Source organism: Acidithiobacillus ferriphilus, from assembly GCF_028215975.1.
Lineage (GTDB): Bacteria > Pseudomonadota > Gammaproteobacteria > Acidithiobacillales > Acidithiobacillaceae > Acidithiobacillus > Acidithiobacillus ferriphilus.
Map to the genome: position 1 here is coordinate 2,157,901 of NZ_CP116458.1, position 12,667 is coordinate 2,170,567.

Genomic DNA, 12,667 nt, shown 5'->3' on the forward strand with positions numbered 1-12,667 from the left:
GCCTAACCGTTCAAACTGTGCAAGAACGCTTCCCACTGGGGCAGGATTCGCTCCGGCAGATAGCGGGCGCTTTGCTCCGCGCCCTCCGCACGTAGGCGAGCTTGCAAGCTTTCAGCATCAGGGCTGTAGATAATCTGCCGCAAAACCTCGACCACACTGGCGGTATCGTAGGGGTCGAAGTAGCGGGCGGCATCGCCGTAGACTTCACGGTGCACCGGAATATCGGAGGCGGCGACCACGCCACCGCAGCGCATGGCCTCCGCACCGGAAAAGTCGAAGCCCTCGCCGACGCTGGGACAGACCGTCACCACCGCCTGCCGGTAGAGCAGACGCAGGTCACCGGCGGGGACGCCGTGGAGCAGAAAGAGGCTGCCCTGCTCGATCCACGGCAAGAAGCCCTCCAGGGCCGTCTGGTAATCCCAGCCGATATGGCCGACCAGCACCAGCTTGAGATCGGGGTCCACGGCGCTGCGCAGAGCCCCCCAGGCTTCCACCAGACGGGCATGGTTCTTACGCGGCTCGACGGTGGAGACCATGAGTATGAAGCGGCTGTCCGACCCAAAGACGCGGGCATAAAAAGTCGTTTTTTCCTCCTCGTTGCCGAACGCGCGGGACAGACGATAGACCCTGGTTTTGCCCCTCATCGCCCCACGCACTTTTCCCTCATATTCCCCGTGTAAATGACGGCGCATGATGTCCGGTATCCGTTCCGGCTCCGGTTCCGCCGGATAGTAATGGGTGGGCAGCATATTGTGGATGGTGTGGGCCAGGGGCTCCGCTTCGGGGAAAAGACTCAGCAAATCACGGCGGGTGGCATCCGAGACGCAGACGAAATGCGCACCGGAACGCACATTGGCGGCCATCGCCTGAAAATGGCTAGCCTGGTGAAAGGCGCGATCGGAGATGGTGTGGGGCATCAGCACCGGGATAGCGTCGTGGTAATGGATCACCAGCGCCGTACCCGGACGCACCCGCCCCGGGAAGGGGGTCTGGGCGACAAACACATCCAGCCCGCGGGTATCCAGCAGCGGATAACGGGAATGCGACAAAACCTGCGCCCGTTCGATACCCACCAGATGCATGCGCCGCCACGGATAGGCACAGACCCGATAATCACTGCGCAGCACCTGCTCCCGGTCGGCGGCGGGCAGGCTTCGGCCATACAACTCCTGCCAGATAAAATCGCGGAAATAACGGGTCTCGAAGTGGCCCAGGGGAATCCGCCCCAGCCCGGTCCACGCCGCATAACGCAAACGCCAGGTCTGCCAGAGATTGTCCAGCCACTCTACGACATCGCCTTTCCAGTCCAGCGCGCTGCGGCCCTTGAGGGAAACCACCACCCGCGCAAAGCGATGCACCCGCTCCGCCTCCGACAGCGCTGCGTTCCTGTAGACCCCGCCGCGCACGCCGCGCTTGGACATTTGCAGCAAGCCGGACAACTCCAGCTCCGGCAAGGTGGACAGCACCCCATAGAGCAGACGGGTCTCCTGGGGGATGCCGTAAAAGCCGTCCAGGGCGGGACGCATTTCCATGAGGACGCGCAAATTGTTTGTTGAATTTTGCATGGGTAATCGCTTCACCTCATCGTTCTATCGTAATGCCGGTGCTGGCAGGAAAATCCAATAGCTGCGCGGCCTTTACCATGCCCTGATCCAATGACAACAACCGGGGACGACGGTGATTGTGGATGATGCCCAAATGAAGCGCGTCTCCTGCCCGTAATCCCGTAGCCGGGTCATGGAGCAATTGCACCGCTATTGCGCAATCCGCGGAACTGAGCGCCAGCATTTGAAAAGAACTCAACAGGGTGACCTCAAAGGCCTCGCGGATTGCATCGGCCTGCGCGATATCCAACTCCTTCATCCGCACTCTGCGCGCCAACAGACTGGCAAACTCTACGCGCGTCCAGTCTGACGTGGCCAGAGCGCCATCAAGATGCCGCAGATGGCTTTCGACTGCGTCGCTGCTTTCTTCCGCAATAAACAACGGCGCAATGAAGCTGGTGTCCAGATAGACCATCAATAGCCTTCATCACGGATTGCACGGATCATTTCGGTGCTGGAACGCCGCATTTTGGGGAACTGTGCCCGGAATGCGGCCAGGGACGGCAGGGGCACCACCGGCTGCCGCACAGGAATGACACGGGCCACCGGTTTGCCGCGCCGGGTGATCACCAACTCCTCGCCCGCCTCCACCCGATCGAGCACCTGGCTCAGGTGCGCCTTGGCTTCGGCCAGTGCGATAGATACGACAGATTCCATATGGCGTCACCCTATCTGGTCATGTAGTTGGTCAAACTATTATAGGCGTGATCACGTTAAGGAGCAATCTTCCGGTGCCCGGCAAGGAGCCGTGCCCCCAAAATTATCCTTCCCCAAATCCTAATCCATGTCGGCCATTGGGGCGGCACGTTGCCCCGCCAAAGTCCCTCTGTCCCTGTCATCCTAACACCTTGATCGGGGTAACGAATCGTTTTGTCACCAACTGGGCATTGAACAGAGCGTAGCAAATTAGCTACACGATTAACCAAATGTTTTTATTTAAAATAAATAAATTGGCGAGGTATGGCATATGATTCTGTAGTAAATCACCTACGGTATAAATCTCTGTGCAAAGAATTCTTGCGGAACGCTCCAATCTTACATGCTGTAAACCATAAGAAAATAAAATTGGCATGGATAATGCCTAGGCTCAACGTGTGTAATCCCCGAGGCTTATGCATCTGGAAGTGGAGAGCACTTTCATACTGTCGATAACTGATTGATTTAACTATATCATATGTCGATACGCAAAAGGGTCCAGCACCCACCGCTCCTATCGTCTCCGATGATTTGGCGGTCTCTGCCATGAGCAGAGGACCGCCCTGAACTACTCTCGGCGTCACAACCGCGAACGCCGATTGCCGCCGTCGATCCACGTTTCAGAACAAGCCGCATGAACTGCTGCCTGTGTGTGACCAAGCTTTTTAAACGCTTACCAATGAAGGAAATCGCATGAATCTGTATCTCTTGCTCAGTCTACCGGATGAAGCGTTTCTACCCGCAGCCTTTGAAAGCGTCGTTGGCCGCGAACCGGATGTTATTGGTCTTGCGCATTATGTTGAGCGGTTGCGCTCCGGCGCCAGTCGTGCGTTGGTGCTGGCGGAGATGCGAAGTTCCGTGGAGGGGCAGGCGCATGCCGCGCACGCGCCCGACCGTGAACTGGACATTTTGCAGAGACGTTATCGCCGTGTGCGCGGCTGGCCATTAGGCCGCTGGCGTTGGATTTTTCTGCCACGTTATGCGGCAAGATCTCCGCGTAGGGATTTTGACTGGGCGCTCTGGTTCAGCCATTACTCAGAGGCGCGGACACCGGATCATGCTTCGGCGACGACGGGGCCAGAGACAGAAAACAAACTCGCCGCCATTGAGCGGCGTGTCGACGCTTTATCCGCCGCACTGCAACTGCAACAGGCGGTACCGTTGCTAGGGGAATCAGGCGCAGCGGAGCAAAAGACCGCCTTCATACAGCAAACCGTGTCTGAAGCATATCCTCCAGCAGTGCCACTGACCGAGGTTTCCTGGGCAGCACGGAGCATCTATGCGCAAATGCTGCAACATATATCCGCCTAGCCATTAAATAATAGGAAACACTCCGGTATGCGTATTGTCATTGACCTCCAGGGTGCCCAGAACGACAGCAGAAATCGTGGTATCGGGCGCTACTCTTTATCCATCGCGCTGGCGATTGTCAGAAACAAAGGTCCACACGAGATTCTCATCATGCTGAGCGCCGCATTTGCGGATACGATCGATGAGATACGTGCAGCTTTTGGTGAATTGTTATCAGATTCGGCGTTTAAAATTTTTAATCCACTGGGTCCGACACATACCGCCGATCCGCTAAATATCTGGCGACGGGATGCCAGCGAACTATTGTATGAGCATTTTCTTGCCGCGCTAACTCCGGATGCGGTCATTGTTTGTTCGCTCATGGAAGGGTGGGGTGACCAAACCATTTCGTCGGTGCATAAGGTAAAGCAGAATTATCTCATTGCTCCGGTGCTATATGATCTGATTCCCCTGGTGCAGCATCATCAGGATGATCTGGATTGGCCAGAGGCTACACTGGCCTGGTATTTGCGCAAGGTGGACGATTTCCGGCGCACGGATTTCGGGCTCTCCATTTCGGAGTCGAGTAAATCCGAGGCGGTCAGCTTCTTGGGTTGTCCCGCGGAAAAGATAACGAATATCTCCGCGGCGGTGTCAGACCTGTTTCATGAAGTGGTTCTTGAAACCGAGGAGATCGCCGCACTCAAGGCACAGTACGCCATCGTCAAGCGTTTTGTGTTGACGTCCTCCGCCATTGAGGAAAGGAAGAATCCGGAGCATCTTATCCGTGCGTTCGCTCTGTTGCCCAAAGCTGTACGTAACGGCATCCAATTGGTGTTCATCGGTAAATTCACACACCCCGATTATAAATATTCGCTCCTTGCTCTGGCTGCACAATCAGGTCTCGACGATAACGATGTGCTCTTTACGGGATATGTTCCAGACAACGATCTGATTCGGCTGTACGCAGCCTGTGACCTTTTTGTGTTTCCATCACTGCATGAAGGATTTGGCCTGCCGGCCTTGGAAGCCATGGCTTGTGGTGCACCCACCATCGCAAGCGATACGACCAGCCTGCCGGAAGTCATGGGTTGGGATGAGGCGTTATTCGACCCCAATGAACCGCAGTCCATCGCGCACAGTATGGAGCGGGTGCTCACGAATGAACGATTTCGTCAGCAACTTATCCAGCACGGCTTGCAACAGGCCAAGAAATTTTCCTGGGATCGCAGTGCCCGACTTGCGCTGCAGGCGGTGGAAGCGGCACATGCCCAGTGGCAGACCCAAAACATGGGCGAATCCGTGCATGGACAGCCGCCTCGCCGTCAACGGCCACGTCTGGCCTATTTTTCTTCCCTGCGAGAGGCCAGGAGTGGCATTGCCGACTATAGCGCCGAATTGTTGCCAGAGTTATCCAGATACTACGCCATCGAAGTGATCGTCAATCAGGAGGAGCCCATCAAGGACTCATGGGTGCTGGGGAATGCCACTCTGCGTTCTGTGGCATGGTTTGAGCAACACGCGCATCACTATGATCGCATCCTGTATCAATTCGGCAATTCCGAATATCATGCCCATATGTTCAATTTGCTTGAACGCTATCCGGGTGTGGTCGTGCTGCACGATTTTTACCTGAGCGGTGTTCTTGGCTGGGTTTTGGCGAGCCAGCAGCCCAGTGTATGGGATCGGGCTCTGCTGCATGCCCATGGCTGGCCAGCCATGGTGGAGCGCTATCGGGCCGAGAATCAGCGGGATATCGCCGAATTGATCGCTAAATATCCCTGCAATCTGCGGGTATTGCAGCAGGCACGAGGAATCATTGCCCACTCTGATTGTTCTCTCCGAATGGCAAAACAGTGGTATGGCGCGGAATTGGCTGCGGATTGGTCAGTCATTCCGCATTTGCGTGTTCCAGTGGTCGATATACCTCGTGCGCAGGCACGGACAGAACTCGGATTTACCGATGATATTTTTCTGGTTTGCGCCTTTGGCTTGCTGGGAGAGACTAAGCTCAACCACACACTGATTGAGGCTTGGGCATCATCCGCATTGGCGAAAAATCCGCGTTGCCGATTGGTATTCGTGGGCAAACTGCCAGATGGCGGTAGCTATGGCGACCAATTGCGACGCTTGCTGAAGTCCATTCAGGGACACATCACCATCACGGGTTGGGCGGATGGTGCGGCCTATAAACGATACTTGGCGGCTGCCGATTTGGCGGTACAACTCCGTACCCAGTCGCGTGGAGAAACCTCGGGCACAGTGCTGGATTGCATGAATTACGGCCTGCCCACCATCGTCAATGCCAATGGAAGCATGGCCGATTTACCGTCGGATGTGGTGTATCGCCTACCCGAAGCGTTGAATGTCGACGCCTTGAGTGAAGCGTTGGAAAAACTCTATGACCAACCGGCGTTACGCAGCGAACTGGGTCGACGTGCCGCGGCACATATTCGGAAGAATCACCTGCCCAGAAAGTGCGCTGCGCAATATGCCCAGGCGATCGAGCGTTTTTATGATGCGTCCGAGGAGGGCGCCCAGGGGCTGGTCAAACAGTTGCAATCACTGCCCCCCCCACCGCATCCCGGTGACTTGGTAGCCTTGGCGGAGCACGTGGCGCAGATTTACCCCCCACGTCGCCCAACCATACAGCAGCTCCTGCTGGATATTTCTGGATTGGCCCGGCACGACGGTAAATCCGGTATCGAGCGTGTCGTGCGCAGTGTGCTGCAGGAATTGCTACGGAATCCGCCGGATGGATATCGGGTGGAACCCATCTATGCCACACCGGAACACGGTTATCGTTACGCCCGCAAATTCACTGCACGATTCCTGGAATTGGGAGATTTTTCACTCAGCGACGATCCCGTCTGCGCAAGCATGGGCGACGTGTTTTTTTCGCCGGACTGGGTGCCGGATATCGTGCGTATTCATGAACCTGCATTATCCATGTGGCGGTTGCAGGGGATCAAAATGATCTTTATGGTTTACGATGTTCTGCCATTGACACTTCCCGAAACGACGCACATCTCCGTACACGAAGCCCATATGCGTTGGCTGCTGGCATTGGCGAAGATCAGTTCTGGCCTCATCTGCATTTCAGCCACCGTGATGGCAAGCCTCAAAGAGTGGCTCCGTTTATTCGGCCCGCAAACAGGTCATTCGATTCCATTGGGTTGGACGCCATTGGGGAGCGATGTGGTCGATCCCACAACCAGTGAGTCCTTTCATGCCACTTCCGGGCAGTCGGCGCAGTTGGCGGCCATCCGGCGCTTTCCGGCCTTTTTGATGGTGGGCACCGTGGAGCCGCGCAAGGGCCATGCGCAAGCGCTCGCCGCCTTCGACGGGTTATGGGCTCAGGGCATCGAGTGTAATCTGGTCATCGTGGGTAAACAGGGTTGGAAGGTGGATGAACTCGCCGAGCGTCTGCTGACGCATCCACAGCGTGAACGGCATCTGTTCTGGTTGCAGGGCATCGACGACGACCTGTTGGAGCAGGTCTATGCGGCCAGCCGCTGCCTGATCGCGGCATCACTGGATGAAGGTTTTGGGCTGCCGCTGATCGAAGCGGCACGGCATAAATTACCCATCCTCGCGCGTGATATCCCGGTATTCCGCGAGGTGGCGGGAGAACACGCCAGTTATTTCAGCGGATTCGCGCCGGAGGATTTGTCCAGGGCGATTGTGCGATGGCTGGAGCAAGAGCATGCCGGCACCGCCGTGAAATCGGACGCGATGCCCTGGTTGACTTGGGCGGAATCCACCCAAGAGATGCTGGACGTGATCTTGAACGATCAGTGGCAAGACCGCTGGACACCCGTCAAGGATGACGACCTCGTGGCGCGGCACTGGGGGTCGGATCACCGCGTGATGACAGTCGTCGGCGAGCGTATCGGCACGGCGATCCGGAGCACCGGTGTTCCAGGTTACCTGACCTATGGTCCCGCGGGATTATCGCTCCGGGCCGGGAGTTACATAGCCACCTGGACGGGCCATGTGGGGCTTGGGGGCTGTGACGATGGCGCGCATATGGACGTGAGCTACCAACAGGGCGCCAAGATGCTTGCCCACGCTGACTTGGAGGGTTTGGCGCGAAATAACGGTAGTTTTACCATGACCCTGCCATTTACCCTGGATGAAGATCGGCGTGATCTGGAGGTCAGGGTATGGGTGGGAGAAAGGAGCGACGTCTCTCTGGATAAATTGGAGATCCGCAAAGCCCCATCTGAACCGGCATTGAAGCCTCCGGGGGTGGTCGCAACCACCACAGCCATTCAAGCGACGTTTCCTGCCCGAACTTATCGCTACTGGGCCACACACCCCAAAATGACCACATTCGCGGGGTACCCCGTTGGTCGCAGCGTACATGCCACGGGCGCTCAGGGATGGTTGCTTTCAGGCCCGTATGTGGAATTGCCCAAAGGGCGGTATCTGGCCACGGTCCGTGGCGCATCCCCGGCGGTCGGTGGTTTGGACGATTGCCGGATGGATGTGGCGTGGAATAAGGGCCTGGATATCGCTATCGCGCAGCCCCTCTATGCCACTAAAGCCGCGTCCTCCTGTGAATTGGGCCGAGCGGCTTTTGAATTGACTGCCTATGCGTCGGATGTGGAAGTAAGGGTGTATGTGGGGAGTGGGATTTCACTGCGTATCGATGGCATTGTCTTGGAGGAGATGGTATGAAGCCCCAGTTTGTCGCCCGTTTTTTGGGGTCCGATGCCGCATTATGCACTGAAATCGGACAGCGCAAGGGGCATGCCCTGGTGAGTACCGGACAGGCGGGCCATTTACTGTACGGGCCATATATGGCGCTGGAACCGGGGCATTATCGGGTGGATCTGTACGGCAGCGCCGCCAGTATGACCGATGCCTTTGTGGATGTGTGTATGGAAACCGGCCAGCGTATCCTCACGGAGCAACGACTGCAGGCGACGATGGATGGGCAGGAAGGTCTACTGGTCGCGCTGACCTTCGCCGTCGAGGCGAAGTGCCAGGATATGGAGGTGCGCATTCGCGTGGGTCGGCACCACAAGATTCAGCTGGGATTGATGGAAATATATAAAGTTGCGGATTTCCCGAGGGTCGGAATTGTTGTGGTTACCTATGGAATGATTCCGATACGGCTGGTTGACTCCATACATTCCAAACATATGTGTGAATGGTACGTGCATCATCATGGTTCGGAATCATTGGTGGATGACATAACTCAGCTCTTTGCGGAGAGGCGGTCCCATCTGCATTTTCACTGTGAAAATAGGGGACTGGCAAAAAGCTGGAATGACGGAATCATTGAATCCGTGAAATCCGGGAATGATATCACTGTGGTCATCAATGATGATGTTGAGTTTCTGCAAGCCGGGTTTGACGACTGGATTGAATTTATACTGACTCGTAGAGATCATGGGCTGATTTTTTTGACTGGCGAAGAACCGCAGGAGGATGGCACAACGGTTGTCAGGCCGCAGGATTTCGCCTGTTTCAGTTTTGGACCGCAGGCCAGAAAATTGGTCGGCGCCTTTGATGAAGAATTTACCCCGGCTTATTATGAGGATATGGATTATATAGTGCGTGCATCCTTGTGCGACATTTCAACGCATACCGATGAACGCATATTGTGCAGACACGAAAGAAGCTCGACAAAAAAACAGAATGTGGAGATTTATGAGAAGGTATCTTACTTCTGGCAAAAAAATAGGGAGCTAATGATAACTAAGTGGGGGAGTGCAACACCGGGGGTTGGGACTTATTCATATCCCTTTGACGATGAAAAAAACGGCATATTCATTCCTTTCAAGGAGGCGATTTAATGATTGCCTCCATTGCGGCTTGCGGCTGATATCCGGCGTTCTTCGTGACCTCCTCCCGGCTGATCGTCGTCGCGTGGGCCCTCGTAGCCCTTGGCGGATGCGCGTCGACGCTCTCGCCCAGCATGTCCGCTGCGTCGGTCCCAACGAAGACGTCCGTTTTGCCAACACATGTGCTTTTGCCCCGAATCAAGAGAACATACCCGACCCTCCAGCCGAAGATGCCACCGCCGGCCCGGCACCTGTATGTGGCGAATATCAGCGCACTCCCGCCAGATCAAAAGCGGCTGCTGGTGACGCTACAAGGGATTGTCAACCGCACCCAGCCGCGTATTTACCTGATCTGGAGACCGGATGACCGGTTCTGGCTACGCCAGATGCAAAAACAGGGACAAACCGGCACGCCGATTCGGGTGAAACAGCCATTGTCACTGGTGCGGATTTTTCGCGGTGACATACGGGGCGCGGTGATCCCGGACCCAAAGGTGTATATCTCTCCGGACATCGCGGTGGATATTGCGGCGGTGGACCGCCTGGTGGTGGCCACGCCCGCCCTGGCGCGGCAACTGAATGTGCCGATCAAGGTGGATTTGCGCGGACGCTTCAAGAATGACGCGGAAGCCCTGCGGTACCTGCGGACACGCTTGGCGCCGCGGATGAATCCCCTTCTGTTTTTATGTTTGGACCCAGAGCTTTTAGCCGATGGCGCGGAGGATCAGATCATTGCCGCGCGCGGGATGACGTTTTGGGTGACGGGTCCCAGGGAACAGCGGAAGCCGGGAGCGGAGACGGCCGGAGAAAAACAACAGATAGAAAAGCTCTTTGCCGCCACCCCACTGGATGGGGTGGTGCGGGGCTTCTGGTGGAACGGCGACGGTGTGGGCCTCGGAGAAAGTGAGGGGGTCAAGTTGGCGTCGGAATTCGGCAAGGTCACCGTAGTCAGTAATCACGTGCATAATCTTTCCGTATTCAGCGGCGTGCGGTTGGCGACGCTACGGCAGAAGTTCGCCCCACCTCCGCCACTGGATCGATCCAAGGTGTATCTCTCGCTGACCGTTTCCGATGGCGACAACTTGAATACCTGGCAAAATTTTTTCTGGCGTTGGTTCAAAAGCCCGTACCATGGCAAATTCGCCGTCGGGTGGGCGATGGGACCGACCCTCATCGATGTGGCGCCTACGCTGGCGGAATGGTATTACCGGCATGCTGGACCGGAAGATGAGTTCATAGGGGGTGTTTCCGGTATCGGTTACATCTATCCCTCCGTCTGGGCGGAGCGCACGGATCATCCCCATGCCGCCCTGCAGCATTTTTATCGATGGACCGGGGATTACCTGCGGCGGATGGATATGCGCACTTTCCGTACGCATCAGGCTTTCACGCCGGATAATCAAGACGCCATGCAAGACATCGCACAGGCCGCGGCAGCGCTCCCGCAGGTAAGGTTTTTCATGCCCGACTACGGCTATGCCGGTGAGCAGGGCTACCACCGGATCACTTATTCACTGCCCAGCGGACAGATGGTCTTTCGGGCAGCCACGAATTGGACGCTTGATAAGGCTGAGGAAATCCCCTACCTCGTCCAGCAGATTCGCGCCCATGTGGGCGCGACGCGCCCGGCGTTTGTCAACGTCTTCGTTCTGAATTGGGCCATGGGCATGCACCGCCTGTACCTGCTCCTCAAGGCGCTCGGTCCGGGTTATGTGGATGTCACCCCATCCCAGTTGAATACGCTTTACCGTGAGGCGCATGCCGCGCCATCCGTTGATGTTCGCGCCAGCACCGGCATTGTGATAGAAAGATAAGGTGAGTCCCGGCCTTTGTGGGACGCGGAAACTTGCGTGCGTTGCCCCAGTGACACGGGTGACCCGGACATCAGATACCGTTCCTTTGTGGTGTATTTTGGAGGTGTCGTTGTGACCTGGATCTCTTACGCGCAGAACTTTGAAGATGTCATGCTGCTGCGCGCGCTCAAGGGCGTTCAGTCAGGCTTCTATATCGACGTAGGAGCGCAGCATCCACGGATAGATTCCGTCAGCCGCGCGTTTTATGACCGAGGTTGGCGTGGTATCCATGTGGAGCCGGTACCCGCCTACGCAGCCCTTTTACGCGCGGACCGTCCCGACGAAACGGTCGTCCAGGCCGTGCTCGGCAAGCAGCGCGGGGAGGCCACCTTTTATGTCATCCGGGAAACAGGCTTATCGACCGTTATCCAAGGTATTGCGGAGCAACACGCGCATAACGGTTTCCCGGTGGATCGCATCGACGTTCAGCAAAGCACGCTGGCCGCGGTATTCAAAATGGCTGAAGGACGTGAGGTTCATTGGCTCAAAATCGATGTGGAAGGCAGTGAGCCGGAGGTACTGCATGGCTGGCTACGCAACCAGGTCAGGCCGTGGATCGTGGTGGTGGAAAGCACGCTGCCGCTTTCCGACGTGCCCCTCGATCCGGTCTGGGAGCGCGCCCTGCTGCGACGTGGATATGGTTTTGTGTATTTTGACGGCCTGAATCGCTTTTATGTACACGAGAGCCATGCCGATCTGTCTACGGCATTTTCACACGGCGCTTGCGTGTTTGACGATTTCGCACTCAGTGGGTTGGCGAGTGCCCCGTTCTGTAAACATCTGCTACTGGACCACCAGTACTAGGAGGTGCACGTATGTCGGAACGCGAAAAAACGCTTACACCGGATCTACGCGGGTTGTTGACCTTGCCCAACGCGGCATTCATACCCGGCGCTTTCACCGCCATCCTGGGACGTGAACCCGATGTCGTTGGCCTCGTGCACTATGCCCTGTGTCTACAGCGCGGATCCAGCCGTACCCTGCTTCTGGCTGAAATACGCACCTCTCCAGAAGGGCGACGGCATGCGCCCCATGCGATCAGCGCAGAACTGGATACGTTGGTCACCCGCTACCAAAAAATACGATATCTGCCACTGGGGCGTCTACGCTGGAATTTTTTGCCCACCTTTGGAATTGACCGCCAGGAACATGCTGGTTTTGATTGGGAACATTGGGCTACCGATTACGTAACACAGTTGATCAAACGCGATACGCCCCCGATTCCGGATATGTCCACCCACCCTGATCTCGCCAATCGGGTTGAGGCACTCCAACAGCGGGTCAACACATTGCTTGACGCCGTGCAGCAAAGTAATCTGCAAGAATCCCCACCGCAAACGCCGCAGGTTGGGCCGAATCCGGCGACCGTGTCCTGGGAGGCGCGCAGTTATCTGCACCAATTGCTCAAGGTGTCCAGAAGGTGATGCTC

The 12,667-nt window shown here is 56.5% G+C and carries 9 protein-coding genes; 6 read left to right on the top strand and 3 right to left on the bottom strand.

The features are described 5' to 3' along the window. Positions 1-2: 2 nt before the first annotated feature. Genes PJU76_RS10810 through PJU76_RS10820 form a run of 3 tightly spaced genes read right to left on the bottom strand, consistent with a single transcriptional unit; the run spans position 3 to position 2,261 of the window. Entirely contained in the window at positions 3-1,565 is a 1,563-nt protein-coding gene (locus PJU76_RS10810) for a glycosyltransferase family 4 protein (protein ID WP_271779544.1), read from the bottom strand. Between the two features lie 16 nt (positions 1,566-1,581). After that, on the bottom strand, positions 1,582-2,019 hold the full coding sequence (locus tag PJU76_RS10815) for a type II toxin-antitoxin system VapC family toxin (protein ID WP_271779545.1): 438 nt from the start codon (positions 2,017-2,019) through the stop codon (positions 1,582-1,584). Continuing rightward, on the bottom strand, positions 2,019-2,261 hold the full coding sequence (locus tag PJU76_RS10820; RefSeq protein WP_271779546.1) for a type II toxin-antitoxin system Phd/YefM family antitoxin: 243 nt from the start codon (positions 2,259-2,261) through the stop codon (positions 2,019-2,021). The genes PJU76_RS10815 and PJU76_RS10820 overlap by 1 nt, the downstream gene beginning before the upstream one ends. A gap of 732 nt (positions 2,262-2,993) precedes the next feature. Here PJU76_RS10820 and PJU76_RS10825 point away from each other — a divergent pair. From PJU76_RS10825 to PJU76_RS10850, 6 genes are all read left to right on the top strand, one after another. Continuing rightward, positions 2,994-3,611, top strand: a complete 618-nt coding sequence (locus PJU76_RS10825; protein WP_271779547.1) for a DUF4214 domain-containing protein — start codon at positions 2,994-2,996, stop codon at positions 3,609-3,611. Between the two features lie 27 nt (positions 3,612-3,638). Beyond that, positions 3,639-8,273: a glycosyltransferase gene (locus PJU76_RS10830; protein ID WP_271779548.1), complete on the top strand. Its 4,635-nt coding sequence runs from the start codon at positions 3,639-3,641 to the stop codon at positions 8,271-8,273. Positions 8,274-8,353: 80 nt separating this feature from the next. Then, positions 8,354-9,397 (top strand): glycosyltransferase family 2 protein, encoded by a 1,044-nt coding sequence (locus PJU76_RS10835; protein ID WP_271779549.1) that lies wholly within the window; start codon positions 8,354-8,356, stop codon positions 9,395-9,397. Positions 9,398-9,642: 245 nt separating this feature from the next. Beyond that, a complete protein-coding gene (locus PJU76_RS10840) occupies positions 9,643-11,199 on the top strand; it encodes a GxGYxYP domain-containing protein (RefSeq protein WP_271779550.1) in 1,557 nt (518 codons plus the stop codon). A 111-nt stretch (positions 11,200-11,310) separates the two neighbouring features. Beyond that, positions 11,311-12,042 (top strand): FkbM family methyltransferase, encoded by a 732-nt coding sequence (locus tag PJU76_RS10845; protein ID WP_271779551.1) that lies wholly within the window; start codon positions 11,311-11,313, stop codon positions 12,040-12,042. Positions 12,043-12,053: 11 nt separating this feature from the next. Beyond that, entirely contained in the window at positions 12,054-12,662 is a 609-nt protein-coding gene (locus PJU76_RS10850) for a hypothetical protein (RefSeq protein ID WP_271779552.1), read from the top strand. Positions 12,663-12,667 lie beyond the last annotated feature (5 nt).

Coding starts and splice junctions, on each gene's coding strand:
- PJU76_RS10810 (WP_271779544.1), bottom strand. CDS start 1,565: ATGCAAAATTCAACAAACAATTTGCGCGTCCTCATGGAAATGCGTCCC.
- PJU76_RS10815 (WP_271779545.1), bottom strand. CDS start 2,019: ATGGTCTATCTGGACACCAGCTTCATTGCGCCGTTGTTTATTGCGGAA.
- PJU76_RS10820 (WP_271779546.1), bottom strand. CDS start 2,261: ATGGAATCTGTCGTATCTATCGCACTGGCCGAAGCCAAGGCGCACCTG.
- PJU76_RS10825 (WP_271779547.1), top strand. CDS start 2,994: ATGAATCTGTATCTCTTGCTCAGTCTACCGGATGAAGCGTTTCTACCC.
- PJU76_RS10830 (WP_271779548.1), top strand. CDS start 3,639: ATGCGTATTGTCATTGACCTCCAGGGTGCCCAGAACGACAGCAGAAAT.
- PJU76_RS10850 (WP_271779552.1), top strand. CDS start 12,054: ATGTCGGAACGCGAAAAAACGCTTACACCGGATCTACGCGGGTTGTTG.